This window comes from Edaphobacter sp. FHG110511_03, from assembly GCF_059115365.1.
In genome coordinates, this window is record NZ_JBZYWL010000004.1 from 91,160 (window position 1) to 117,560 (window position 26,401).

At 53.1% G+C, this 26,401-nt stretch carries 28 protein-coding genes; 4 read left to right on the top strand and 24 right to left on the bottom strand.

Features of this window, described 5'->3' with window-relative positions:
- Positions 1-642 precede the first annotated feature (642 nt).
- Positions 643-2,259, top strand: a complete 1,617-nt coding sequence (locus tag AC5S26_RS17370; protein WP_494186190.1) for a TIGR03118 family protein — start codon at positions 643-645, stop codon at positions 2,257-2,259.
- A 261-nt stretch (positions 2,260-2,520) separates the two neighbouring features.
- Here the strand turns inward: AC5S26_RS17370 and AC5S26_RS17375 are convergent, their stop codons facing one another.
- The 23 genes from AC5S26_RS17375 to AC5S26_RS17485 form a co-directional block, all read right to left on the bottom strand.
- Positions 2,521-3,378 (bottom strand): hypothetical protein, encoded by an 858-nt coding sequence (locus tag AC5S26_RS17375; protein WP_494186191.1) that lies wholly within the window; start codon positions 3,376-3,378, stop codon positions 2,521-2,523.
- Between the two features lie 121 nt (positions 3,379-3,499).
- The gene (locus AC5S26_RS17380) at positions 3,500-3,955 is read right to left on the bottom strand and encodes an FHA domain-containing protein (protein ID WP_494186192.1); all 456 of its coding nucleotides are present in this window, start codon (positions 3,953-3,955) and stop codon (positions 3,500-3,502) included.
- A 48-nt stretch (positions 3,956-4,003) separates the two neighbouring features.
- Complete coding sequence (locus AC5S26_RS17385; protein ID WP_494186193.1) at positions 4,004-4,423, bottom strand: hypothetical protein; 420 nt, start codon at positions 4,421-4,423, stop codon at positions 4,004-4,006.
- Between the two features lie 25 nt (positions 4,424-4,448).
- Entirely contained in the window at positions 4,449-5,039 is a 591-nt protein-coding gene (locus AC5S26_RS17390) for a hypothetical protein (RefSeq protein ID WP_494186194.1), read from the bottom strand.
- Between the two features lie 11 nt (positions 5,040-5,050).
- Positions 5,051-5,356, bottom strand: coding sequence for a hypothetical protein (locus AC5S26_RS17395; protein WP_494186195.1), 306 nt, complete (start codon positions 5,354-5,356; stop codon positions 5,051-5,053).
- 11 nt (positions 5,357-5,367) lie between these two features.
- Positions 5,368-7,473, bottom strand: a complete 2,106-nt coding sequence (sctV, locus tag AC5S26_RS17400; protein WP_494186196.1) for a type III secretion system export apparatus subunit SctV — start codon at positions 7,471-7,473, stop codon at positions 5,368-5,370.
- Between the two features lie 179 nt (positions 7,474-7,652).
- A complete protein-coding gene (locus tag AC5S26_RS17405; RefSeq protein ID WP_494186197.1) occupies positions 7,653-7,889 on the bottom strand; it encodes a hypothetical protein in 237 nt (78 codons plus the stop codon).
- A gap of 88 nt (positions 7,890-7,977) precedes the next feature.
- Positions 7,978-8,379, bottom strand: coding sequence for a tetratricopeptide repeat protein (locus tag AC5S26_RS17410; RefSeq protein ID WP_494186198.1), 402 nt, complete (start codon positions 8,377-8,379; stop codon positions 7,978-7,980).
- Positions 8,376-8,774, bottom strand: coding sequence for a hypothetical protein (locus AC5S26_RS17415; protein ID WP_494186199.1), 399 nt, complete (start codon positions 8,772-8,774; stop codon positions 8,376-8,378). The genes AC5S26_RS17410 and AC5S26_RS17415 overlap by 4 nt, the downstream gene beginning before the upstream one ends.
- A complete protein-coding gene (locus AC5S26_RS17420) occupies positions 8,761-9,825 on the bottom strand; it encodes an EscU/YscU/HrcU family type III secretion system export apparatus switch protein (protein WP_494186200.1) in 1,065 nt (354 codons plus the stop codon). Before AC5S26_RS17420 ends, AC5S26_RS17415 begins: the two co-directional genes overlap by 14 nt.
- Positions 9,826-9,864: 39 nt before the next feature.
- The gene (locus tag AC5S26_RS17425) at positions 9,865-10,695 is read right to left on the bottom strand and encodes an EscT/YscT/HrcT family type III secretion system export apparatus protein (RefSeq protein ID WP_494186201.1); all 831 of its coding nucleotides are present in this window, start codon (positions 10,693-10,695) and stop codon (positions 9,865-9,867) included.
- A complete protein-coding gene (fliQ, locus tag AC5S26_RS17430) occupies positions 10,695-10,961 on the bottom strand; it encodes a flagellar biosynthesis protein FliQ (RefSeq protein WP_494186202.1) in 267 nt (88 codons plus the stop codon). The genes AC5S26_RS17425 and fliQ overlap by 1 nt, the downstream gene beginning before the upstream one ends.
- A 22-nt stretch (positions 10,962-10,983) precedes the next feature.
- On the bottom strand, positions 10,984-11,835 hold the full coding sequence (locus AC5S26_RS17435; protein WP_494186203.1) for a hypothetical protein: 852 nt from the start codon (positions 11,833-11,835) through the stop codon (positions 10,984-10,986).
- A 44-nt stretch (positions 11,836-11,879) separates the two neighbouring features.
- Entirely contained in the window at positions 11,880-12,194 is a 315-nt protein-coding gene (locus AC5S26_RS17440; RefSeq protein ID WP_494186658.1) for a flagellar biosynthetic protein FliO, read from the bottom strand.
- Positions 12,195-12,263: 69 nt separating this feature from the next.
- A complete protein-coding gene (locus AC5S26_RS17445; protein ID WP_494186204.1) occupies positions 12,264-13,718 on the bottom strand; it encodes an FHA domain-containing protein in 1,455 nt (484 codons plus the stop codon).
- Positions 13,705-14,325 carry a flagellar hook-length control protein FliK gene (locus tag AC5S26_RS17450; RefSeq protein ID WP_494186205.1) on the bottom strand — a complete coding sequence of 207 codons (621 nt, stop codon included), beginning with the start codon at positions 14,323-14,325 and terminating at the stop codon, positions 13,705-13,707. The genes AC5S26_RS17445 and AC5S26_RS17450 overlap by 14 nt, the downstream gene beginning before the upstream one ends.
- Entirely contained in the window at positions 14,322-14,807 is a 486-nt protein-coding gene (locus tag AC5S26_RS17455) for a flagellar export protein FliJ (RefSeq protein WP_494186206.1), read from the bottom strand. The genes AC5S26_RS17450 and AC5S26_RS17455 overlap by 4 nt, the downstream gene beginning before the upstream one ends.
- Positions 14,808-14,809: 2 nt before the next feature.
- Positions 14,810-16,141, bottom strand: coding sequence for a type III secretion system ATPase SctN (gene sctN / locus AC5S26_RS17460; RefSeq protein ID WP_494186207.1), 1,332 nt, complete (start codon positions 16,139-16,141; stop codon positions 14,810-14,812).
- The gene (locus AC5S26_RS17465; protein WP_494186208.1) at positions 16,119-16,754 is read right to left on the bottom strand and encodes a FliH/SctL family protein; all 636 of its coding nucleotides are present in this window, start codon (positions 16,752-16,754) and stop codon (positions 16,119-16,121) included. Before AC5S26_RS17465 ends, sctN begins: the two co-directional genes overlap by 23 nt.
- A gap of 296 nt (positions 16,755-17,050) precedes the next feature.
- Positions 17,051-17,869: a hypothetical protein gene (locus AC5S26_RS17470; RefSeq protein ID WP_494186209.1), complete on the bottom strand. Its 819-nt coding sequence runs from the start codon at positions 17,867-17,869 to the stop codon at positions 17,051-17,053.
- 12 nt (positions 17,870-17,881) lie between these two features.
- Positions 17,882-18,487 (bottom strand): hypothetical protein, encoded by a 606-nt coding sequence (locus tag AC5S26_RS17475; RefSeq protein ID WP_494186210.1) that lies wholly within the window; start codon positions 18,485-18,487, stop codon positions 17,882-17,884.
- 69 nt (positions 18,488-18,556) lie between these two features.
- Positions 18,557-19,456 (bottom strand): serine/threonine-protein kinase, encoded by a 900-nt coding sequence (locus AC5S26_RS17480; RefSeq protein WP_494186211.1) that lies wholly within the window; start codon positions 19,454-19,456, stop codon positions 18,557-18,559.
- A 270-nt stretch (positions 19,457-19,726) separates the two neighbouring features.
- On the bottom strand, positions 19,727-20,452 hold the full coding sequence (locus AC5S26_RS17485) for a hypothetical protein (RefSeq protein WP_494186212.1): 726 nt from the start codon (positions 20,450-20,452) through the stop codon (positions 19,727-19,729).
- 669 nt (positions 20,453-21,121) lie between these two features.
- On the opposite strand from AC5S26_RS17485, the gene AC5S26_RS17490 reads away from it, so the two are divergent.
- The 3 genes from AC5S26_RS17490 to AC5S26_RS17500 all read left to right on the top strand — a co-directional run bounded on the left by AC5S26_RS17490 (position 21,122) and on the right by AC5S26_RS17500 (position 23,441).
- Positions 21,122-21,397 (top strand): hypothetical protein, encoded by a 276-nt coding sequence (locus tag AC5S26_RS17490; protein WP_494186213.1) that lies wholly within the window; start codon positions 21,122-21,124, stop codon positions 21,395-21,397.
- A gap of 1,009 nt (positions 21,398-22,406) precedes the next feature.
- Entirely contained in the window at positions 22,407-22,757 is a 351-nt protein-coding gene (locus AC5S26_RS17495) for an ATP-binding protein (RefSeq protein WP_494186214.1), read from the top strand.
- A 204-nt stretch (positions 22,758-22,961) separates the two neighbouring features.
- Positions 22,962-23,441, top strand: a complete 480-nt coding sequence (locus tag AC5S26_RS17500; RefSeq protein ID WP_494186215.1) for a hypothetical protein — start codon at positions 22,962-22,964, stop codon at positions 23,439-23,441.
- A 633-nt stretch (positions 23,442-24,074) separates the two neighbouring features.
- On the opposite strand, the gene AC5S26_RS17505 is transcribed toward AC5S26_RS17500, so the two are convergent.
- A complete protein-coding gene (locus AC5S26_RS17505; RefSeq protein ID WP_494186216.1) occupies positions 24,075-26,246 on the bottom strand; it encodes an alpha-amylase family protein in 2,172 nt (723 codons plus the stop codon).
- Positions 26,247-26,401: the final 155 nt, after the last annotated feature.

Here is a 26,401-nt window from a genome sequence, read left to right on the forward strand (position 1 = left end):
CGATAGTGGTTGATCCCAAATCGAATTCTGAAGCTGTCTCGTTGTTAGATGCGAGGAGTAGTGCAATCTTCGGGTCGAGTTGAAAAGCATAAGATAAATCCGTTTTCGACCTGCTGATGGTGGAACACGCTAACAAGGCCCCTTATTCCCTTGGTGAACAATAATTTCCCATTGCCTAAGAACTCTCTCTTTTACTCGATCTCGGATCTGGAGCGGATGATTTCGAGCAACAGAGAAAATGTAGTGCAAGGGAACCGAAATTTCAAATCCAAATGACTGAGACGTTCTAGTGTGTGGTTACGTGCGATCGCACTTGTGTTTCAGGACAGTTTGAGCCGTTAGTCGCTCCATGACTTAGTTATTTTTGAATTCCTGTGATTCACCGTTTCCGAATGAAACTATAACTGACCAAGTTTTGTTCGAATGAGATGGGAATAACTATTTGCCTTTCTTGTTGTGTACAACAGAAATCCAAATAGGAGCATCATCGAAATGATTGGCAATGAACGACCGACCGAGATTGAAACGATCTCGGTTACAAAAACTGAGGCGAGAGAGACAGCGCGCATCATAAATAGAGGCAGATTTTTTCGGAGCACCCTTGGCGGTGAAATTGCGGCGAATGAATCTTCTTGGCGACGGATGAACGCGTACAAAGCTTTTATTGCATTGTTGCTCGGAAGCGTCTCTGCAGTCGCATCTGCACAGGTTGGCAATAGCTATCAAGTAACAAATCTGATCTCCGACGGTTCTGTAGCCGCTTCAGTTACTGACCCAAACCTGATCAATCCCTGGGGCATTGGCATTGGATCGACGGCCTGGATCAGCGGCCAAAAGTCCGGACTTGAAATCGTATCTACGGCTACCGGTACCGAGAAGTTCGACGTCAATGTTCCTCCGGCCTCGGGCAACGCCCTGGGACAGCCGACGGGAGTGATCTTTTCCGGCGCTGCGACGGGATTTGTGCTGCCGGTCGGCGCTCCTCCAACATTCCTCTTTGCTACGAAAGACGGCACAATCTCGGGCTGGAATGCTGTGCTTGGAATGAACGGTAGTACAGCACAAGTCGTTGTCAATAATAGCGCCGGTAATGCTTCGTATACAGGTCTGACTCTGCTGAACAACTCAGCCGGCACTTACCTGCTTGCCGCAAACTTCGGTCAGGCGAGCGACATCGAGGTATATAACACCGGCTTCAAGCAGGATAAACTGTCGGGCAATTTTACCGATCCGAAGCTCCCAGCCGGCTATTCTCCATTCTCTGTTCACGTCATTGGCAACCAGGTTTATGTTGCTTATGCCTTGCGTTCGACGACCACAACGAACGGTGTAACGGCCTTCAGGCAGACGGTCGGCGCTGGGGACGGCATTCTCGATGTGTTCGACCTCAACGGAAACTTTGTCGCGACCGCCGTAAATGGAGGCAACCTAAACGCTCCATGGGGTGTAGCGATCGCGCCGAGCACCTTCGGAGTCTTTGGCGGCGACCTGCTGGTGGGCAATTTTGGCGACGGGGTCATCAACGTCTATAACCCGACCACCTATGCCTTCCTGGGCCAACTCATCGACTCTGACGGCAAGGCCATAGCAAATCCATCTTTGTGGGAGATTGCCTTCGGGACTAGCAGCGCGACTCCTCCCGGAACCGGAGACCCAAATACGCTATTTTTTACGTCCGGACTAACCGGCGCGGCCCACGGCCTGTTTGCGACAATTACCTCGGCAAACAACACAACCTCCACTCCCACCTTCGGCTTCAGTACGTCGACCTCGGCAGCGACTGTGACGGATGGTTCGAGTACTTCGGCTACCGTCAGCCTGGTCCCAACCAACGGCTTCAGCGGTGATGTAGCGCTCTCCTGCAGCGGGCCTGTAGGAATTTCGTGCACGTTCTCTCCCAGCTCGATTTCTCTGAGCGCCACGGCTGTCGGCACTGCAAATGTCCAGATCAAGACTACGGGCACAATGGCGAAAGGTCAGGGTTCCTTTCTGTACAACGGAGCGGCTGGCATTGCTGTTGCCGCCCTGTTCCCATTCGGTTCAATTCTTGCCTTCTCATGCAAGCGAACAGGGAATGGAAAGCTGCGTACCCTTGGAGCCTTCGTGCTCTTCCTCACGATTGCCGGTCTGGTTACAGGATGCTCGTCGTCCAACTCGCCTTCGTCAACCCCTACGCCAATGGGAATGCAGCAGGTCACGATCAAAGCGTCATCCGGCAACATCACGGAGACGGCTACGATCAATCTAAGCGTTCAGTAAAAGTTGACTGGTTATCGGCAAAGAGGCCACTCTAAACCAGAGTGGCCTCTTTTTGTATTCAAAGTGCTTCGTTGTGAAGGATGACTTTCCTGTAGAAGTGAGTACTCATTTGGGCTTGTGCTTGCGTTTTGAAGTCGAGTGATGGAGGCCAAAGCAGTAGCCATAGCCTTCCTGGCCAGACCGATCTTTCGATATCATTCGTAATTCGGCAGGTTGTGACCCTCGGTTCAATCAAACCCGAACTAAGAGGCGCCCAAGCACCTAGGAGAAGTCCTCGTCATCGCTCATGTTTGCTGCGGTCTCGTCTGCGCGAGGATCAATATGCCTTCCCGGAGCGTATTCGCGCATTTGCCCGGTTCCTCCTATATGTGCAGGCACATAGGCTCCATTTTGGCGATTGAATTCCTCGGAGAACGTGGATACGCCGTCGGCTATGTTTCTGAGCGAAGCTCGCGCGAAAGCTGCACTTCCAGTAGTCCGGTTTTCCTCTGCGTTCTGAGTGATGCCCATCATGAGGGTCATCGCATGCCGCTCCCCGTCTGTAAATCTGCCGAAATTTACGGGTTGCCCTTGCATGTGTGTGAGCATGGCCTGTGCCATATTCTCTTGCCGTATCGGATCCGCCGAATTCAATGTGGCAACCAAAGAGTCATAGTCACCCCGCATCCCTACATTGTTGAAGTTAGCTTGCTGAGTTTGAACGAAGGGTTGTCCTCCCCACCCACGCCGGGTTGAGTATGGCCCTGCATCAGTTTGGTGAACCTGATACGGTCCTGCCGCATGAGGGGCCTGTTCCTCCATGGGATAGTGTTGCTCCTGCTGCTCATATCTCCTCTTCAAAATGGCGTGAGGATCGTAAGTTCCGCCGGCACTACCGGGGCCGATGGTGGGATAGCCGTAAATTGTAGTGGGATGTTGCTGCTCAGGAAGTGCCGAGGTACTGCCATACATGTCTGCTACGTGGGCAGTAAGTTCCGTGTCGTTGTTTGATCCGTTCGAGTGCTCTTGGTTCGCTGAGGAAAGAGGATCGTCCCGCAACGGTTCTTGCGGGGCATCCCCGTTAAATGCTTGTGTAAGGTATGGGTTCTGTGCAGATGGTCCGTATGTGTTGATAGGCATGCTGTCCTCTTCGAGTAGGTCCGAGAAGTGGAGACCGGTTTGTAGTCCTATGGTTAGGAATCGAAAACCGAAGGAAGTTATTCCCTGCGGAACTCTTTTTATGCTTCGCCTTAAAATCTGTCTAGGTAGCGATGTAATAAGTGAAGAGGCAGACACATGCCACAGCGCAGAGCAACAGAGTGATCTCAAGCGGATCGAAGAAGTTAAGAGCCATTTTGCCGTAGCTTTGCCAGACTGGAATCTTTATTTCCGCCGTCGCTTCGTTCTGAGAGGCTTCCCGTTGTTCCACGCGGATCTGATAACCGGGCACCTCCACCAAATCACCAGATTGCAGAGATAAGGGATTCTGTACAGCAAGGGACTCACCGTTGAGACGGGTGCCATTACCGCTCAGATTTTCAATCATGAGTTGCTCGTCAGTTATGAAGAGCGCGAAGTGTTGCCGCGAAATCGCTTCACCCTGAAGTAACAGTGGACTACCAAGATTTCGCCCCAAAACCACTCGATCTTCGAGGTTAACCTGAGCTTCGACTGTTTCCTGCGTGGAAGTATTGAGGCGTATCAGCGTTACTTGCATAACTCAGGTCCTTCGTGTGAAACGTTTGAGAGTAAGCCGCAAAAGCGGTCAGCGCGTCGCAGCCCTTTGCTTGGTAGCCTGTTCGAGCTTGAGACGCAATTCCGTAAACCGCTGTAGAGAATTTACAAATGAGGCGACGGGTTCCGCGGGTCGCAGATCGCGTGCCACTTTCAGGAGGTTTAGAGCTTCTGCCATTTCGTTGCGACAGATATATAGCTCCGCCAGTTGCGTGTATGCCGATACATTTCGCCTATCGTTGTTTAGCACACGCCGACAGAGCGTCTCTACCTCGCCAAACTTTTGCTGATCGAAAGCTACGGCAGCTAACGCGAGGTCTGCGGTATCGCGTACATGCAAGAGAGCGCCAACGCCCTGGAAGATGTCCCGGGCTTCGCGGAAGCGTTGTGCATATCGGCAAAGGTGTCCCACTTCCATTATCAGCGCTAGTTCTTTTGTGGGAATCTTCACGTTCAATCTTTCCATTCCGTGTCCTTTAGTCCTTGATGTTTTGAATCGCCGCCATCGCAGCTTCGTGCTTAGCTTTGGCGATTGCAGTTGTCGCTTGGAAGATCTCGGACTCGGTGTTGGTCTTTTCAGCGAGCGCGAGGAAGGATACAGGGTCGGGTCCCTTGGGTAGGCCCGCAAGATCGGAGAGTTCCTGCTGAATCGCGTTCAGATGCTCGGTATTCGCTTCTTGCAAGGCAGCGGTGCTGTTGTTCGCAGCGTTGATGCTGGCAGAGTTTGCAGATCCACCAAGGTTTCCAGACAGCCCTGCATTAGCTGCAAACGTGTTCACGGCGTTGAGCGTGACCAGATTATTTACCGAGTTCGACTGGCTGTTGCCAATTACCATCCTTCCGATGGCGCCCCCTAGGCCAGGAGCGAATACGTCCGCCGCTGCTCCAGCGACGACACTCATGATCTTTCGGAAGTTGCTTGGCCCCTTGCTCTGTTTCAACATCTGGGCCTGTGCCTGTGAGTAAAGCTGTACTTGCTGCAAGCGAACCCGCTGAATCTCCTGTTGCAGGCCCTGATCGCTATCGTTAGGAGCGGAGAATCCAGTATTGGGGGAAATTGTATCCATACTCGCGACTCCTAGATAGTTTTGCGTTCGGCGGAAGCCGTCTTCTTGTAAGTGGTGTTTAGCTCTTGCAGCACAGCGTGGACCTGGAGATAGCTTTGAGCTATCAGGCGCGCTCGTGCCCGTTCTGTCGGATGCGCCGAAGTGGTTAGCGCCTGAAAGGTCTTGATGCGCTCAGCCATAAGCGCGATAGTGCCGTCGGCAGATTGAATCCAAGCCTCGTTGAGGGTTGGAAATGTCATCCAATCAGGCAGTAGCGTCTGCTTGTCGGTGGTGCCAGCCGGTTTGTCAAGTGTAGTCGTTCTCCGTGCAGTGGTCATATGAAGCGTACCTACTTTAGTGATAGTTGACCTTCATCGACCGCCTCCGTAGGCGCGAACGTGATGGTGCCAATCGGCTCCACTTCGACCTCCGGGGCGATTTCGTTGTAGCTGATGGCACGTAATTCAGGAAAGTCATCGCCAACCGCAACCTTTATGTATCTGCGAACGGAGGCGTCGACAAGCAGTACGGGACTTTGGGTGCGCGTGGAAACATCGGCAATCTGTTCGCGCAACGTTTGAACCAGTTTTGTGCGCTGGTCGTATTCAATGGCAAGGAATGGACCTGCCGGCCCCTGGCGAATTGCATCGCGCAGCATGTCTTCAATGCCGGGATCGAGTTGATAGACAAGGAGGCGCGCCTTTCCGCCGCTGAGACCAAAGCAAATCCGCCGCCGCATCGCCATACGAATATGTTCTACGAGTTCAATTGTGTCGCCGCCATCGATGCGGTACCATTCTCCGATTGCCTGCAAGACGACCTTGAGATCGCGGATGCTGACTTCTTCGCTGAGCAGACGCTTAAGCACATCCGTTATCTGTTGCAGACTAATTGTCTTCGGTACGATCTCTTCTACGAGAGCAGGGTAGAGCTTTCGTGTTTCGTTAATCATCCACTGCACTTCCTGCACCGAGATGAAGTCCATGGCATGCGAGCGAAGGAAGCGAGAAGTCTGCAATAGGAGGATGTCGTCTGTTTCCCAAATCTTGACCTGTAAAGAAGCAACACGCGCTCTATCGGCACGCGAAATCCAGGCAGCGGGTTTGAAATCCGCCGGATTCATGGTGGCTTCTGCCTGAACTCCGTATTGAGATAGCTGTTGCGCGGAGGTGTTTACCAAAAGCCTGTCGCTGATGATGCGTCCAGTGGCGATAGGCGACTCCTGCAACCAGAAGCGATAGTTGTTGTTGCCTTCGAATGCGAGCATTTCAAGATTGACTCGCAGAGCAGGGTAGACAACCCCAAGCTGCCGGTACAGTGTGTCTCGGAGTTCGACCAGCTTGCGGAAGTATTCCTTGCCCGTCGCTGTCTCATACGAAACGTACGGGGCAAGCTCCTTACCGAGTTCCATGATGAGCGGGACAGTGCGTGTAATCGAAGGATCAGACGAAGGCGGAGGAACAATCTGCTTAAGCTTCTCTGTCTCCTGGTCTTTAGCCTGCTTTTTAAGCCCTGTTGCCCGATAGAGCCCGTAGGAGATGCCGCCGGTTACCGTTGCAAGCAAAAGGAAGGCGAGCTTCGGCATGCCGGGGACAAGGCCGAGGATCAGTAGAATGACGGATGCGATGCCGATCGCTTTCGGCTGCGCGAGAATCTGCACAGCAATATCGCTGCCCAGGTTTGTTTCTTCATCTTCAGAGGCGACGCGTGTAACAACCAGACCAGCAGAGATGGAGATCAGCAGCGCGGGAATCTGCGAGACAAGTCCGTCGCCGATTGTGAGTATGGAATAGGTCTGCAGGGCTTCGGATGCTGGCATACCGTTCATGGCCACGCCGATTATAAGACCGCCGACGATGTTGATGACGGTGATGATGATGCCCGCTATGGCGTCGCCCTTGACGAACTTCATAGCGCCATCCATGGCACCGTAGAACTGCGATTCCTTGGCAAGCGCCTGACGACGTTTACGCGCTACTTTGAAGTCGATGCTACCGGATCGGAGATCGGCATCGATGCTCATCTGTTTGCCCGGCATCGCATCGAGGGTGAAGCGTGCGGCAACTTCAGCGACGCGTTCGGAACCCTTTGTAATTACGAGGAATTGCACAAGGGTAATGATGAGGAAAATCACTGCGCCGACGACAAAGTTACCGCCGACCACAAACTCTCCGAATGCTTTGATGACATCGCCAGCATCGGCCCGCAGCAGGATTAGACGGGTCGAGGAAATTTCCAACGCCAGGCGATAGAGGGTCGTAAGCAGCAGCAGGGTAGGGTACGAAGCAAGTTGCGCACCGTTGGAAACGTAGAGCGCAACCATCAAAATCGTAATGGCGATCGTGATGTTTGCTGTGATGAAGATGTCCAGAAGAAACGTTGGCAACGGAACGATCATGAGGCCAACGATAAGAACGATACAGGCCACCAACAGCAAGTCGCTGAATCGAGTCACGACGCTACTAAAATTGCCGCCCCGGACCTCCGTTTTAACGTTTTCGAATTGTGCGAGGATGCTTTTTAACATTGAGAGAAAGCCTGTATCGAAAACTTATGCTCTGCCAAGAGATATGGTGCGGCTTCAACTAATCAACGCCGCACCATATTCGGTGATCAAAGAGAACCGGAAATAAGCTAAATGATTGCCTGAATTGCCGATTTGTCGTTCTGAGCGCGATCCTGCTCTTCTTTGCTGGCCTGCTGGAAAGCGAGATCTTCGTTGTCCTCGGCCTGCTGCTGCTGAAGAGACTGCGAGTCGGAATTCTGCAAGTTCGCGAGATTCTGACTGTTGTCCGGCACTGAGCCTGTGGTCTGATCGTTCCCACCACCCAAACTACCCAGGATGCCGCCTAATAAACCGCTGATACCCATTGTTTCCTCCTATTGGTTGAGCTTTCTTGCTCTGTCTGGAATAACGCGTTTCCGATGAGGTAATTCCCGAAATAAGCAATTTTTTTAGTTACACGCGAAGACCCGTTCCGCGGGAGGCCAGAAGGCGCATTGCCATGCGGTTCGCATGATCTCGGGCACCCAATCTTCGAAGCTGTTGAATGTCCGCTTCAGCCTCATGGGACATGCGCAGCGAAATATACGCTTCGCTACGACGTACAAGCGCTTGCACATGGGACGGATCGTCACGAAGTAGTTCCGTCACTATTTGGGCTGCCACCTCGGGGCGGTCCAAGGCCAAATAGATCGCCCCGATGGCATCCATGTAGTAAGTATTGCCGGGGTAGAGGTCCAGCAATCCCTCGAAGAGGGCAAGCGACTCTTGATAGCGACCTTCCGAGTGCAGAAGGTATGCGCGCTCGCTTGCAGCGAAGGCTACCTCATCGTTCCAACCTACTGGAATTGAGCTCATTGACCAACCTCCGCAGCACGGATGCGGATTTTGACGACGATTTCCTGACGGTCTGCGAGCATTGTCATCATCCTGCTGACCTTCGGCGAGAGCGCTGACGATTGCGAGTCGTTGCGATCTTCCGGATTTCCCCCGACCGAATAGGAAGCCGTGTCGCCGAGACGCGACCGGCCGGTCATTTGACGGGTAGGGGGTTCAATGCTCGTAGGTGTAGGGGAGGGCTGCAACAAGCCGAGAAGCTGTTGCCATCCACCTGCCGAAGGGGGGGAGATGAGACCGGGATCGCGGCTATAGGGCGCATCTTCGAAATCATCGTCTTCCCCTGGTTCGAACGCCTGGGGTGCGATATCAAAGCCCGGAATCTCGTACTGCGTATTAACGTTATTGACTTTCATTGATGTTCTCCAGCTTTTCGACGAAGTTCAGAATCTCTGCGACCGCTCCGTAGAGGTCTTCAGGCACTTCCTGATCGAGCTCTAATGTAAAAAGGGTTCTGGCGAGTGGAATATTCCGGATAACCGGGACTTTATGTTTTTTTGCGATCTCGACGATCCGCTTTGCCATCTGCAGCTGGCCTTTTGCTGCCAATCGCGGAGCGTTCATGATCTGCTCGTCATATTCGATGGCGACCGCAATGTGCGTGGGGTTTATGATTACCGCTTTTGCTTCAGGAACTCGCTTTGTTGCGGCTTCCTGCAGGAGTTTCCTCTGTAGTTGCTTGCGCTCACCCTTGAGATGAGGATCGCCTTCCTGCTCTTTGAATTCTTGCTTGATCTCTTCCTTTGACATCATCAGCTCATTCATGAATAGCTTTTTCTGAATAGCAAAATCTGCAGCGCCGAAGAGCAGGAATACGCCTCCTACTTTGAAGAGCAACTTGAAAAGAAGCATAGGGGCGAACGACGCGACCTCGGGCAAACCGATTCTGCTCGAGAGGATAAGATCCCTAACCTCAGGAATCAGCGTGGAATAGGCGAGCCACGCGATGATAATAAACTTCAGTAGAGTTTTGACGAGTTCGATGTAGGTCCTCGGCTTCAGAAACATACTCTGAAGAGCTGCGACGGGGTTTAGCTTTGAGAACTTGGGCGCCAGGGCCGCGGGGGAGAAGATCAATCCTTGGGTCTGAGCGAAGTTGACGGCAACGGCAGCGACCATAAGGGCGGCCAGAAACGGAATAATCAGCAGCAGGAACTTGAGTTCGGCGTTACCGATTCTCTGGGCAAACAGCAAGCCATCGAGGGGACCTGAAAGTAGTTTTGCATCGAACGAGTCGATCATAAATTTCTTGAGCTGTTCGACGAGGCTCGGGCCCCAACCTGAAAGCATGGCGCCGGCAACTAGAAACAACACCGCCTGCGTAAGGTCGTTGCTTTTGGGAATCTGCCCCTTATCTCGGGCTTCCTTTAGCTTTTTGGGTGTTGGTTTTTCCGTTTTATCGGCCATTTTCAGGACTTTCTAGCTACTGCGATTCTTGAATCTGCGCTAAGCAAGACTTTTTATAAAGTGGTCAATCATCGGGATCATGGAAGCTAGATAACGGAGGAGCTGTTCGAAGAAGAAAGGCGCCGACAGGCAAAATACAGCCAGGCCAATCCATGATTTTGCAGTGTTTGTGTCGTTACTAATCTTGAGCGATGAAGCCACTTTTTGGATGCTGCCGAACGAGATATCGACGAGGAAGATGGTAAGCACAACTGGAGCGCACAACTGTACGCCAATGCGAATGGCAGAGGCCGAGATTCTTGTAAACTCTTCCGCCAGAGCTTCCCAGCCGGGAGTCAGGTGTGGGAGCTGAATTGGAGGGATGACCAGAAAGCTAAGCCCTAGGCTTCGGATAAAAAATAGATGGCCCCCCAACACGAGAAATAGGGCGATCGACGCCTGAATCTGGAGGTTGCCAGTAGCCGAGACGTTGCCGGGGAGCTCGGGGGCAAGGTATGTGATCTGGTTCAGCCCTCTTTGTGTATCGATGATGGTGCCTGCGATCTGCACCCCGAAGAACACCATCTGTGAGATGAAACCGATTATCATGCCAACCATAAACTCTTTCCCCAAGAGAGCACAGTAGAACAAGAAGTTGTCCGGCATTGGGCCGGCAGTCTTGTTTAGTCCGGGAAAGAGTAAAGCTGCGATCATCACCGCAAGCCCCACCTTGATCTGACTAGGCAGAGTCTTGCCACCGAGAAACGGTGTCAGGTTTAGTGCTGAGGCGACGCGGGTGAAGATCAGGAAAAACAACATCAAAAAGTCCTGGATATTCGTATGAAGGCCCAGGTTCGTGAGGATGCCTTGCAGAGCGCCCAACATATCCATCAATGCACCGAAGGGATCGAGTTGAGAATCATTTGCGTAAACTGCACAACTTCTTTCAGCATCCAGGGACCAAGGATGGCGAGCGCGGTCGAGACGGCAACAATCTTTGGTACATAGCTCAGAGTCTGCTCCTGTACCTGCGTGGTCGCCTGCAGAATGCTGATGAAGAGACCAACCACCAGTGCTGCTGCCATCGGGCCCGCGGATACCATCAGCACGAGGTAAAGCCCTTGGCGCAAAATGGAAACTATTGTTTCCGTATCCATCTATAGTTCGCTCCGTTCCGGTCTATACATAACTGAGGACAAGTCCTCGCACAATAAGGAACCAGCCGTCGACAAGAACAAAGAGCAGGAGCTTGAATGGCAGCGAGACAACACTGGGAGAAAGCATGCTCATGCCCATGGCGAGCAGGATGTTCGCGACAACCATGTCGATGATGATGAACGGCAGGAAGATCAGGAAGCCAATCTGAAATGCCTCTTTCAACTGGCTTGTGACAAACGCAGGGATGATGACTTGGAAGTCATCTTTCGAAAGCGGCGACTTTTCTTGCGAAAAGGGGACCGAAGACACCGGTTGTGATGCAGACACGTTTGGTGTCTGCACCGAAGAGAGTTGCGCCGCTGCATTGCGAGAGCCAGGTGCGGTGTTTGTGACGGCTACCTGAGCCACAGGTGTGACGGTCAAAGCCGTTGAGCCGACAGGAGCGTTGGTTGTAGTTGATGGCGAGGGCGTCGCGGGAACTCCGTTCAACTGCGAATGCGATGATTCATCCAGACGCCGAGCAAGTTCTACGAAGAGAAGGCGATCTTCGTTGTGAGCATGCTTGATGAGGAAGCGCCGCAAAGGTTCTTTGCCACGCCCAACGGCGTCGAAGACACTCTTTATGCTTGCCTCGGATATCATGTCCTTCGTGCCTGCGATTGATCCCGCATCCTTGTACATTTGCTTCACGACTGGGGTCATCACGAAAAACGTCAGGACGAATGCCAGCCCTGTGATGACCTGGTTCGGTGGAACGTTCTGCGTTCCCAGCGCATTTCGCAACATGGAAAGAACGACCGACATTTTGACGAAGGAGGTCAGCATGACCAGCACAAATGGCGCAAGGGCCAACGAGCCGAGAATAACGACCATTACAACTGGATTGGGTAACGAGTCCGGTGTCATATCTTCGCTGCCTAACGATCTTTCACAAGTTGGGTAAGTTTCCGAAACATGGGTGCATTTGCGAGCAAGTTGACTTCGTTTGGCCGTTCTTCGGGGAAATCCGTCTGTTCAAGGAGCGTCATAAAATGCATGGATTCGCCACTTGTAGCAATCAGCATGGTTGTGTTTTCGGCGCGCACGACATATAGGTTTTTCCGGGGTTCGAGCGCCTGGCGGGCGAGCACCCTGATACTTCCTGAGGAGGAACCTGTATTGGCCCGTAGACGAGGCCCGAGAAGCTTCAGAGCCCCGACAGCAAACAGGCAGATGCCAATTAGTAAGGCCATTGTCTTCACGTAGTCTCCCCAGAGGGAGCCAAGGGGCACAGTCTGTTGCAGAACAAACGAAGCTGTCATCTACTGTTCCCGCCAATGTGTGATCTTCACACCCATTCGTCCACTGTCAATATTTACGAGCTCACCGGAGCCAATCACGGTATTTCCACTCGCTAGTTGAACTGTGCTGTTAGTTTCGTTATCGAGTTGAATGATGCTGCCGGCAGAGAGTGTTTCCAGTTCGTTCAAGCTCATCTCGACGCGCGTCAGCACAACATGGATGTGGACTGGAAGCGCCGATAGATCGACCTCTCCCGCTTTGATATTTTGCTCTTGCAATTTCTTTTCTTGCGGCATTTCTAAACCCCATTTGTGAAATGTTTGAACAGCAAAGTGGAACGGTTCCTCTTCGCTCCTGCTCATCTGCCAGCCCCTGTGCGTAGCTCCGGATCTTTGTTCGGGGGGCAGGATAAGACAACATGCTGGCGTATAGATCAGCGTGTCGCCAGGTTCTACCTGGTGTATCTCGCCTGCACCCAGCGTCACGGAGCCAATGGACAACAAGAGCTCCCAGGACAGAAGAGTCCTGGTGAAAAGTGGCAGGCTTGTGCGCTCATGTGCGAGCTTTTCCAACACACTCCTGGGAAGGAAGAGGCGCGTATATCCATGTTCGTTGCTTAGTTGTATAGCAGTTTCGAGCATGAGCCCTGACTCTTGCTGCGCTGTCTTCCTAGATAGTGGACAAAGCGAAAATTCGAAAGGGAACTGCAGTGTGCGATTCATCCGTTCGAGGATACAGACGGCCACGAACTCTACCAGGGTTCCATCAGCATCGACTAATCCTGCTTCTTTACTGCTACGCAGCAGACGTGCAAGCGCTACTGTGAGCAGCGAGCGACTGATGGCAAGGGCGGCCTTGCCGGTGTTGGAGTTGATGCTGACCTCAAACATGCAGGCATCCGAGCCAAAGCTGGAAACGAAAGTCTCCGAGTCCAGGTAGACAGGCGAAGGTGGAGTTTTAATTCGAACCGTGTCGTCACGGGTCCACATGGCATTCGGCACGATACGCATGACATAGGGGTACATTCGAACTTCATCCCCTACGCTTAACAGGCATGGGTGCGCAGCATCGAGTTTGCGCCGGTTGACTAAGGTGCCGCTCACGCTATGCAGATCTTCAATGTAGAAAGCCTCATCGCGCTCGACAATACGTGCATGATGGCGGCTGATGGATTGCAGAGGCAGCGGAATGTCACTTGTTGTCGCCCTGCCGATGGATATCTCCTTCTGCGTGAAAACGAGGGTTTGTTTCTGCTCACTGTTGAGCTCATTTGTGAGCGTGATCTGAAGCTCATTTCCACTGGAAACTGGTAACAATTCACGCAGAACGTCCTCTGCCCACGAAGAGCAGTCTGGGAGAGCCGCAAAGAACTTGCGATAAAGATTGTTCTCTGCCACTTGCGCCGACGAATATCGGGTTAGTTCGGCGAACAGCTTCAGTTTCTCGGGTTTTCGCTTTACTTCAGATCGTGGCACTGGAGCTTCCTGGAATGTTCATGGGGTACCGACTGCCGGCAAGGATGATGCTTGCGATATTGAGACCTTTGCTTTCGAGTGCTTCCCGCAGACGGGCAGTGTGTTTTGCGAGAAGCTGTGTGGTGCTAATTGATTGCGACAGAAAGCGTATGGCTAACTGTCCCTTCGACTGTTGAATCTGCACCTTGAGTCCCGGAAGCGTTTTTGAATGAAATGTGATATCGACCATCTGAGTGTTGTTACCCAGTTGATGAAGTTGGATCTGATGGCCGAATTCCTCGGCGAGCTTTTGGATATCAGGTGGAATCGTGGGAGTGGGCTTGGTGATACTGCCTGCCGCGACCTGACGGCTCGACGACGAATCGACGCCACTGGCGGCCTCTCCTAAGCCAGCCAAAGGAGCAAACCCGGCTTTATTCCGGAGCTCCAACGCCTGTTTTTTTTCCGCTTTCTCCGCAACTTTGTCAAACTGCTGCTGTTGCTTCCTCTGGCTGTCCAGTAAGCTTTCAAAGCGATCCGAGGATCTCTGGACATCCTTCTTTTCCTGTCGCTGTTGTTGGGTTTCTGTCAGCTGAGGGTCTACCGTATTTTGATTCGTAATAATCATGTCCGTGCTCGCTTGCCCAGGTAAATGACGCTACCAATCTCGTCCTGTTCGAGTTCTTCCTTGTAGTTCTCTTCATGCTCAAATCTGGTTTTGGCCTTTTGCCGGTACTTCTCCAGAACCTCTTCATCAACCCTGCGAGAGGTTAGGACTACATTTGCTTTCTTGACAAGTTCCAGCGCCTGGTCCACCAGGATCTGCTGGGAGAGAACGGCAGAACGCGCTTCCTGCACATCCATCTCGAGTCCGATCAGTGCATCATTCTGTATGAGAATCGGTACGCCTAGACTCATTCCAGATTTCGAACGCTCTGTTCGTCTGCGGCGATAGAGCGCGACTGTCATCACTACCGCCTGTTCCAGTTCTTGTAGCGTTTTTTTCTCCGCCGAGAGCTCATTCTCTCTTGCCTTCAACTCGTCTTCAGCTTGTTTTCGCAGATCGATTCGCTGATCGAGAAGCGCCTGCAATCGAAATACAAATGGCATCGCTAGTTGGCGAACATATCGCAGAGTCTCTCAACAGATTCGCTTTGCGGCATGGACTCGTCTGTTGCCTGCTTTAGGTAGTCATTGATGCTGTCAATTCGACGAACTGCATCATCGATCCTCGGGTCGCTGCCTGCTTGATAGGCACCGAGGGCAATGATGTCCTTGTTCTTGTTGTAGGTTGCGAGCACGCCTCGCATTGCAGTTGCAGCCGCGCGATGCTGTTTCGTGCTAACGGCACTCATAACACGGCTTACGCTGCCTAGAACGTCTATCGCAGGGAAGTGACCGGCTCCCGCAAGGTCGCGAGACATGACGATATGGCCGTCGAGGATCGAGCGTACTTCATCGGCGACTGGCTCGTTCATGTCGTCACCGGCTACAAGCACCGTGTAGAAAGCTGTGATAGAGCCGCGATCGGAGTTGCCTGCTCGTTCCAATAGGCGTGGGAGCTCGGCGAATACGGAAGGTGTGTAGCCTGCCCGCGCCGGCGGCTCTCCGCAGGCGAGGCCTACTTCACGCTGTGCACGTGCGAAACGTGTGACGGAATCCATCATCAGCATGACCTTTTTCCCCTTGTTACGGAAGTATTCTGCGATAGCTGTGCCTACGTACGCGGCCTTCAGGCGTACGAGCGACGATTCATTAGAGGTCGCGCAAACAATCACGGAGCGTTTCAATCCTTCAGGGCCTAAATCCTGTTCCAGGAAGTCTCGTACTTCTCGTCCACGTTCGCCCACTAGAGTAATAACGTTGACGGCGGCCTCTGTATTCCTTGCAATCATGCCGAGGAGGGTACTTTTTCCAACGCCGGCGGCTGCAAAGAGACCAATACGTTGTCCTTCACCGCATGCCAACAGTCCATCGATGGCTCGTACACCGACCGAAATGGGATTGAGCACGCGATTTCGGTGCATCGGGTCAGGGGCTTCCTGGTAGACGGCGTACTCTTCCTTTGCGAGGAGCGGCCCCTTGAATTCCGCATCCATGGGCTCGCCGAGTCCGTTCAGCACTCGGCCTAGCAATTCGTCGCCCACCTTGACGGTCAGATAGTTGCCGGTAGGCAGGACTTCGCTCTGAGGGCCGATGTCCACGAGCGGCCCAAGCGGCATCAATAGCACGTCGCCATCTTCAAAACCGACGACTTCGGCCTTGAGAGGCGTTGCCGATCGGTGATTATGAATCATACAAAGCTCACCTATCCAGGCGTCAGGTACGGTGGCACGGATGAGGAGTCCGACAAGCCCTTTCACGCGCCCCTTCACGACAAATGGGGTGCACTTGTCGATGGCGGCCAGATACGGAGCGACGCTAAACGCTGAGACTTCCGGCATCAGTACCTCGCAAAATTGCGCGCTCCAACGATTGGAGTTGCGTGTTAAATTGGGCGTCGATGGTGCCCAAAGGGCTTTCAACGATGCAACCACCCAAGGCTATGGATTCGTCGACGACGACTTGAATCTCGCCGATCTCAGAGTTGGAGCGCTTCAGCTCGATCGTCTGCTGAAGCACGATCGATTCATCTTCAGGGCGGACTCGCAGCCTGAGTTTCTGTTCACCGCGCGCGGAACGTATTGCTTCGCGGGCGCTTTGCAGAACTGCGGTGGGATCGATGTTTGCTGTTTCACCGACAATTTTGCGCGCTACCGCCATTGCCAACTGCACGACGACAGTTTCATTTGTTGCAAGGTAACGATTACGAGTGTTCCAGGCTTCGACGAGAGTATTGTGCCACTTGTCCAGGCCATCCGCATAGCCTTGCTGCCTACTCTCCGTGATCAGTTCTTCCCGTTCGAGATGCGCAGCACGAACGATTTCTTCAGCTTCATCGCGTGCTTTTGCAATAGTCTCCTTCGCTTGCTCGGAAGCGTCCGATAGGGCTTTGGGAATACGGGAGGTGAGAGGCAGACCCGTACCTAGTTTCGCCTTGATGATGTTTGCGGACACTGTGTTTCGTCCTTTCGCTAAAACGGTCGAGTTAGCCACGCGATGAGGCGTGGCGAGGAATGCTTGAGAGGGAAGCCGAACTTATCTTCAGCCTTTTTAAGTTCACGTGCGGCTTGCGTCTCCCGAAGCGCGCGGAGACTTCCACGCACTTGTTCGGAGGAAAAATCCCCAATCCGTTTTAGTTCTGCCTCGACCGCGTCCCGGCTTTTGATAGGCAGCAACGCGAGGATGTCCACGCGTGAGTCCGCTTTGTAAAGGAGTAACGCGTGAGCGAAAACAAATGCATCCATTGCTGATTACGCCTTTGCGGGAGCTATTTGCTTCTGCTTTGCGGTGCCACCTCTCAGTTCCTCAAGCTGCTTCTCGAGGCTCTGAATCTTCCGCTTGCGAATCTTGCTCACGGATGTGACCAAAAGAGATATGATTGCAGCCACAATCGTGAGAAAAACAGCGGCAATTTCCATCCATCTGCTCAAAGATAACGGACCAAGTATCTCGGTTGGGATGGGCTGGATCGTGACCTTCTTGTAGATCACGGCGACGTTGCTCGGCGTGAGTCCTTCGACACTTTTGGCGACCAGGTTTTGGACTTCCAATTCACTGAGCGGAGGGGTTTCACTGCGGTATTGGAGCAGTACGGAAGCTGTGGGTTGCGCCTGCTGCGATTTGTCGAGTAGGGGAGTGTTTTCAGGTAAAACCACTTGCACTCGAGCGTCCGCTACGTCGGGGAGAGAATCCAGAGTCCGGGTGATTTCGCCGTTGAGACCGGAGAGAAAGCGAGCCTTTTCCTGCGACGCGGTAGGAATCATACCCGCATCTTGAAACACGCTGTCGAGCCCCTTTACTTTTTGCCGCGGGAGTCCGTTTTCTTGGAGGAGTTTCCATGCACGGATAAGTGTGTCGTCGCGGCCACGTACGCTCACGATCCAAGTTGCCGCATCTTTCTTGGCGGTTGGGTCCAGCTGGAGCGAGGCGTTGATGTCGTTTTCGCGAAGTAGAACAACAATTTGCTGCGCGTCATACTCGTTGAGGCCAGAATCAAGCTGCTTTGAGCACCCCGTAAGGAACAGAACGCTACCGAGCAAGAACGATGAGGACAGCAGGTGTTTTTTCATACTTACATCCGATCAGATTTGAGTTTGCAGAATCGTCTTGACTCCGCTGGAGGCTGAGTCGACCAGTTTGGAAAGCACACTGATGTTCTCGTTCATGCTATTGGCCATTTGTTGCAATCTCAGCCAGTCCTGCGGCGATGCATTCGGTGAGATCTTCTGCAGGGTTGCATCGAGCTGGTTGTACTGGGCCTCGATGCTGTTCAACTTACCTTTCACTTTGTTCATCGTTCCGGTTGAGGAGTTAGCTTTCACTGTCGTCTGGACGCGATCCAGGTGATAGCGTCCCGTTGCCATAGTTTGCTGCACCTTTTCTGCCCCGGAAGAAAGGCCATTGATGCTCTTTGTTTGCGCTGTTCCAGTGGTAATCCTCGTAACGGATTCAGCAGGTTGTACTGCCGTCGATGATGGCTGTAGCGAAGCAACTGATGCCGGTGGCGTAGGAGCAGCGGCCGAGACGGATTGCGACGCGTGGGAATTCAACTGGTCAGCAGTGTCCTGGAGCTGCGCCTTTATCTTGTCGAATTGCGAAGCGCCATCCTTTGGAAGCTGTGTTCCTCCTGTCCCGTTGAAGGAATCGCTGACCGTGGGAGTTACTGCTTTAGTAAGAATTGGGTCCATAAATCAAGTCCTGTTGCTATACACATTGCTCAACGACTGGGTGTATGTGTCGCAGAGGTTGGAAAGTCGCTAGCTACGTGTCTTTCGTGCTGCTGACTGGCTGAAGCTGAAAATCGATAAGAGTTTCTGAAACGTTGTTTCGACAGCTCGGAACATACGCTCCAGCTCCTCGATACTGCGCTGGCGCAGCTGAGGCTCGTTCGGCGCAACGTGTTTCCAGAGCGACGTCCAGTATCTCTGTCGCCCGAGGTTGGCAAGCCATAGTCGCGGCTCGTTGCTGGGGGTAGCCGCAATTATGCCCGAGGCTCCCGCGGGCGAGGGATCACGGACCACCTTATAAACCATTGTGGCGTTCGAAACGCTTCCGAGCAGGCGCGTGATGCCATTTATATCTGTCAGCCGATTCTTCGGGTCTTTCTCGATCATCCGGTCGACTATCCTACAGATGAACGCTGGATACCGATTCATCTCATTCAAAGAGGTCGCGTGTTTCGTTACGTCCGTGTGCCAAGTGAGCCAGCCTAGATTGCTGTTCTTCTCTACATCTTTGAACTGCGCGTCGAACAGCTTGCGGCCCAGCAGAAGCTCATAAAAAACAAAGCCGGCGATGTAGGCATTCGCTCCTACAGGTGTTCCAGGCGCTACCTCTCCGAAAAATTCAGGATAGGTGTACTTCGCAGAGTCCAAATCGAATGTCTTGCCAAGCTCGAAGGGCTTGTGCGTTGCGATCTGAACAGTTTGGTCTTCGCGAACGAGGATCTTGCTCGGATTCAGACTGCAGAAACGCGCTTCCGTCACATTGGCTTTCGCGATGGCCTCCAGAACGCTCACCATAAGGGGAAGTAGTTCCGCAATCGGTTTGGGTTCGTCTGTTATCCATTTAGCAAGAGGACGAGCCCGCCGCCACTTCTCTATCGCCTGGTTTTTGGCCTGGCTTTTGTCTGCAGCTAATTGTTTGCCAGTCGCCATGTAGCGATTCCCCCTCGAAGTTGCTTCCGGGTGTTATGGCCGGAACGTGCTTGCACTGACTACAACACAGGCAAGGAAAAAATAATCCGCGTTCTTCGGAAGCTCATTGAATCCGCGGGAGCTGGCTCCGGTTCCGCGCCGTCGGCACGTGGCAGCTCTCGAAAGTGGCCGACGATGTTCCCATGTGAGAGCGGCCTGACGACGAGTAAGCATTGCTTTATTGATTAGTGGATGAGACTTCGGAAAATCTCATCCACTCTTGTTATTTCGCTAGTATGCCCCGCCGTTACCACTCAGAACCTTTTCAATTCCGCTCATGTTGTCCACACCGGCAGTAGATCCGGAAGTGCCGGACAGATCCTGCTCGACTGCTTTAACATTTCCGCTGCCGATGTCTTCCAAAACCTTTGATCCGGCCTGCGTACTGATGTTGCCGTCCTTCATCTGATCTTGGACCTCGCCGCGCAGACGATCGAGATCGCCACCTACGTGCGACGGGCGAGAGCTCGGCGCATTTCCTGCCGAATCGACCTCCAGGTTCATGAGGTCGGGCATCTCGGCAGCCGCATTGCCGGAGATACCTGTAGGCTGTCCACTGCCTACTGCGGGTTGTCCACTGCCTCCCGCTATCTGTCCACTGCCTCCCGCCTGTCCACCGCCCAATCCGGAAGCTTGACCTCCCCCACCCTGCTGCCCGCCAGTCAGTTGTTGCAGTTCCTGAGAAAGCTTCTGCAATGCCTGAGAAAGCTCTTGCTCAAGACCCTGTGGACCGCTTTGACCTCCAGTAGCACCTGCGCCACTTGACTGGCCTTGGCCCTGGCCTCCGCCCATCATGCCGGAAACTGCCTGCTCCAATCCGCCAACGCCCTGCAGGAGTTCGCCAGCGGCCTTTTCCAATCCGCCCGCGGCCTGCTCCAGACTGCCCGCGGCCTGCTCAAGTCCACCCATCTCTCCCATGCCTGACATACCGCCCAGTAATCCTGCGATCGCGCCCATTTGAATCTCCTTGTAAAGGCCGTTATCTGAAACAGATTCAGCCGTTGAATATGATCTTTCTGCTAGTAACAACTTTCGACCAGAACTTTTATTCCTCTTCATCGAACGATTTTGAAAAAAATAAAGACTCGCTCGCCTCGCGGCCATGAATCCATATGTTCAACCCCGCTCAATCTTCCCGAAAATGTCACTACCGAGGGAGGGTCTAACCCGTTTTCAACTCGTTCATGGAGAAACTTTCGCGGAGATAGATATTAAATGTCCGCAGGTAGGTAAGATTCTTTTCCGAATTTGTGTTCTTGCTGAAAAGGAAACCTTCACGATGATTCTGCCGAAGCGCCTTTGCTCTCTGCGCGTAGCGCTCGGATGCGAAAATTCACGGACCGGCATTTGTCCGAGAGGCCGATCATTCAGCATTTTGCCGAAGATATCAATCGCTCTAGATGTCTCGATGAGTGACTCGCCCTGTTCTTGTGAATCGAGAATTACTTCCGGTTTGCCTGTGATCCGCCCCGGCATCGGCTCCGCGTCAATTGAGCTTGTGCAAATACCGCGATATGCTTCCTGTCAACGAATTTAACGAGAATTTGAAGCCTATATTCAAACTGGAATTAGTGAGTTCGTTCGGACGGCCATCGAGATGACAATATGAATTGGGGGAGCATCAGAGTGGCAGTGGGTGTCGCGTTTTGTTGCGTCTGGGGAATTGCAGGGGCGATCGCGCTGCCCAGCCCCTGGAATGTGTGGGGCGTGGGACTCAGCATTGGAATTTCAGCTGCCCTCGTCGCAGCTCTGGTGATGCTTCCCGCACGGCGCAAGTCTGTTGCCTTTCGTGGGCAGGTGTACGGGGTGGCTGTCGCCCTCGAGGCGGCGGGTATCGGCATCGCGGTATGGTCGCTAAGGCATCTTCCCTTCAGCAGTTTCTCTTGGCCGCGATTGGATTAGTCGTTGGGTTCATTTCATGGGGTTATGGAAAGCAACAGATATGTCGCTCTTCCGCTGGGTGGCGGGAACGCAATGCGCCATATGCGTCGTCGCGGCATTCTCGCCTGGCGTAATAGAGAACGGCGGCATTGATGTGCGCCGGGTCGTAGTCGGGTTGGGCAGCGCGCTCGTGCTCTGGGCCGCAGGGTTAGTGACTTTATTTTTACAAATTCCGTTGTGAAGCCTGAACGCGTCAGAAACGAAAGACATGGCTCTGGGTGAACCGTCTGTACACATGAAGTTTGCAGACCAGCCAAATCATGGCGGAAGAGTAACTTTATATAACCCCGTTAATCGACAGTCGCGGACGATTTGACCTTGTGGGAATCCATAAGTGCATTGGCGATATTACACAATCATCATCTCGTCACAGATCCCAAGTGGTCCAGGTGCGATTGCCAACGTGACAGCAGCATATCCGCTTTACCTCGCTGCACCGAGCTGAGAACATCCGCGTATATCTTTGTCTTCAAGTGCTCTTTCTCTACGATTAGCTGCGCCAATGTCTCGCCTTGCAAGCCTGCGATCCTTGACACTTCGGCTTCGTTGACAGCCCCTTTGCAGTCACGGCGCTCAAGTCCCTGTTCTCTTCTGCAAACTGCTTCGCAAGCTTAGACAGGGTTGGTCGATCACCTTCCCATATCGTTCGACTCTGTTGTCTTTGGGTGTCAGTCAGATCAAGCTCTCTCGCCACGTAGCCTATAGGACTATGGCGCCATCCTCTATGCCCAAAATCCTCTATACCAACCACGTGTCTCTGCGTGAGCGATAAATAAACCGGCGAGCAGAATCAGAACGGTTGCAACGATGAACACTCTACTTTTCATAACGGGTTGTCCCTTCACTTCAACCCCATTCCAACAATCAGACACAGCGAGTGCCATAAAGAACGGTCAAGCCATGCAAAGTTTTGTAAAGCTGGTACTCCGTACAGAAAGTTGATCTAGCATAGGATCGCGGGGGGTTAGAGATGAAACAGGATCGCGTGCTCATCATCGACGATGATGTAGAGCTTTGCCGATTGCTCAGTGAGCGGCTTCAACCAGAAGGCTTTACGATCGAAGCCATCTACGATATATGGGATCTTCCGCAAAGATTACTGTGCGCGATCATGGGCTCGGCGTTCCATCAGAAGATCTGCAAATTTTTTTTGAGCCATTTTAAACGCGTCGGAACTGAACGCGACAGACAAACAGGCGGAACAGGTCTCGGATTTGCAATCACCAAACGCGCCATCCGCATGCATGGCGGCGAAGTTTATGCCGCAAACGCCACGCCGCATGGCCTAGCGGTGCACATTCTCCTACCACTGACGACCTGATCGAGGTAGCCACGAGCTTTTCCCTCGCTGTTAAGCTAGCGCGGGGGTCTTCACGACGTCACAAGTCCTTCGAGACTTCCTCAATACGACGTTTTTCAATGCAGGAAATGCAGTGGGGGCTCAGTACTGGCTTTACGTATCTTTTCAATGTTTGACCAATTTTTATCGCACTCAGAGGGCCGTACTGATGAAGTGAGATGAGAGATGCACAAGCTGCAAAAAATGCAGCGCTCCAAAATCGGTGCATCTATGGAGGTTCTCATGAAATCTAACATAACCCTCAAAAGCACCCTCGCCGCAGCCATCGTGGTCTCCGCTCCGCTCTTCACTTCCTTAGCGCACGCCCTGGATGGGCGAGAGTTCATCGCTAGTATTCCGTTCGACTTTTCAGTGAACCATCTGCATTTCGAAGCGGGATCATACAAGTTTAATCTGGCACCGGACGCATTTGGAATGTCCGTGATTAATCTAAAGACCGGAAATAAACAATACATCACCGTAAGACCCCAAGATAGTTTTCTCCCTGCTGAACTTGGATTTCTCGTCTTCAGTCGAAGGGGAGGAAATAGCTATTTGTCTGAAGTTCACTTCCCGGGAACCGTCGGTTTCAGCAGCTTGACTACTCCACAAAAGTCCAAGACTCGCGACTCGAATACGATTTTGCAAGGTGCTTTCCGCAGATGAACCCGAGAAAGCAGCTAAAAGTTACGTCCGTTGAAGGGCATGTTTTACTCGGCATGTGTGCGCAAATTGAAGTTCCATCTTCCAAAAAATCGCGCATAACGATGACACCCCGGTAAGGTTGCCAACGGGAGTGCGTAGAAGCACCGCTGCTCCAGCAAATGTGACAGGTCAGTGATGCCAAAAAACGAGGCTAGATAGTAAATCGGGCAATCGCGAATGATGCGACGATTAGGACCATGTCGAGAACGTCACTGCGCTGTACCCCGATTGCTATGCGAAGGCTGGTCGGCGGCTTTAACATGGCAGGCACCCAGACAGCTGCTGACTTTCTCCTCGATCCTGGTTTGATGCAGCCTGTCCTCGAGCATGCCAGAGCACCCAACGGATCATCCGTCCATTTGAGATCTTGATCGAGACCGGCGCAGTCGCCGCTAACGCGTCCCGTCCCCGCGTTTTGAGTGAACGCGTTGGTTCACTTTTGCTTCCATCCCGCATGAATGCACAGTGAACTTCAACGCCGGCCCCACTCATGCACAGGGGGACAAGAACGACGACAAGTGGTGCGATTACGGGTTACCAGGTCCGTCTTACAGAATGGAAATCGACGTTCATTCATTCTCGTGCGAATTGTCCTCATATTTCAAGTGCAACAACCTCATACATTTCTACCTTCGGCACTGTGAGCGATACCCGGTTGCCTGTCTGCTGAAATGCAACCGTGGTGCCTGCGTGCAGCAATGAAGCCTGGCGAATCTTCTTCTCTGCAGGGAGCGTCACTCGTACAATCTGGGCGGTAAGTGCAACTGGTTTTCGCATGTGGCCGCGAAAGGCATTTGCGCCGTTGTAGTTAAGCAGGTGCACCGCGACCCCCCGCTGCGTCTCCCAGGCGATCACTTCCATCAAGCCATCGCCCTCCACGTCTACTGAGTTGTTTCCCTTCAGGAGCCAATTCACCGCGTTGCTTATCTGTCTGCCAAGATCCATATGATCCAGTCGCCAGAATGAGCTGTCCACATCGCCCGCCATATATACCAGCCTTGAGGCGCCAACCTCACGCGACACCATCGCAGGAATGTCACTCGGCGGTTCGCGCTGGTACACAGCCTCAGGCGGATACACAGGATACGGCTTAATAAAGGTCATCGCCGCGTCGCGATGTGGCACGATCGGCTGTCGCCACTCCGGACCCGCAATCCAAGTCGTCTCCTCAAAACCTTCCGTTAGCGCACCGCGCTCTCTGATGTATTGGAGGTGAATTCCACCCATCGATTCATGAGCCTTCTCATTCGCCCGCGTTGGTTCGGCCGCTTTGCTGATGCCGAACAGCGCTCCCAGAACAAAATCTTTTCTGGCCTTCCCCGTCTCGTCGAACAGTCCCGTCTGAAACGTGGCCAGCACCGCACCTCCGCGCTCGGCATACTGGCGAATTGCTGCCGCCTGAGCATCTGACATCAGCGCCATGTTGGGGAGGATCAATACTGAGTATTGCGAAATGCGTTCGTGGTCAAGGTCCAGCTCGTGGACATAATCAAACGGGATCCGGGCCTCTACCAACGCGGCATAGATACCCTCCAGGTGATCTGTGCGATCCTCCGTATAAGGAGCCTTGTACAGATTCACCGAACGTGGAGACACCACGACACCGACGCTCGCGAGTGACCTTTTATTGTGAAAGTGTCCATCGTTCTTCGAATGCCACGAGAGGAAGTCGCGGCCCGGGGCTTGCCAGCGGCGATCTTCCTTAAATCCCTGCTCCAATCCCAGCCAGTGATACCAGATGATGCCTCCCGCGGCCGCAGTCTGCGCCATGCGAAACGAAGGCTCAGCCGAAGTGTCCGTCGTCTGACGCCATGAGATTCTGCCGGAGCGTCCATAGCTTGCGCTCACCGCAGCGACTGAGCGATCTCCCATCAATGCGCGCGCAAACTTTACTTGCTGCGTGTCCTGCCATACCGGAGCCACGACTCCCGAACGCGATTGGTTGTCTGCGGTGTACCAGCTGGCCTCTCGGGTCAGCCGCCACTGGTCCAGCCCAGACTCTTTCAGACCTCCGCCGAGATTGCAGGAGTAGAAGTTGTTTGGACTTTTTTCCAACACCGTCGCTTTGTAGAGCTGAATCAGCTCAAACGCCTTATCCATCAGTGCTGCACGGTATCGCTGCGAGTGCGGATCACCGATCCTGTTGCAGTTTTCGCAGTAGCACACCTGCATCGTCGGCCAGCCGTTCATGTAGACGCCATCGATGTCATAGTTCGCGTTCAGCTCGCGAATGATCGCCGGTTGTTGCTTCGCATAGTGATCGCTGAAGATGCACGTGTACGCGATATCAGGCGCTGGCTGCTGCAGGCTGCCATCTTCGTTTCTGCGAAACCATAGTGGATTTGCCTCCAGCAACTTCGGATCGGTCCACTGAATGTCAGGACTCATGCGGCCGTACACATAGAGTCCGCGCTTCTTAGCAGCGCTTACGCACTCGCCAAAGAGGTCGCGGCCTTTCAGATAGATGCTGTGGTGGAAGTATGGAACCTTCGACGGATAAAACGCGGCCGGTCCCGAAACGGATAGAGCTACGGCCTGCACCTTCGCCGACGTCCAGAAGTTTGCCCACTGCTCTACATTCTGCGAATCACCATCATGCTCGTTGAAATTCGTCTGGCCAATGCGCTTGATTGTCCTGTACCACGGGAGAGAGACTGAAGAATCACTTGCGTCCATAGCTACCGCTGCAACATTCTCGACAGATGTAAGAGATGAGAGAAGCGTGCCTGCGCTTAGTGCATTGAACTCGCGCCGTGTCATTCTCATATGGCTGCGTCAGCTCCTTGGAATCAGGTACCGTCTGGGACAATTGATGCTGTGGCAAATCTTACCGGATTAGTGCCGATAAATGTATGGTCTACCACGCGACTGCAAGGGGAAGTTTGGGCGGAAGACAAGTCTGCGCGAATGTATTAGGCCTT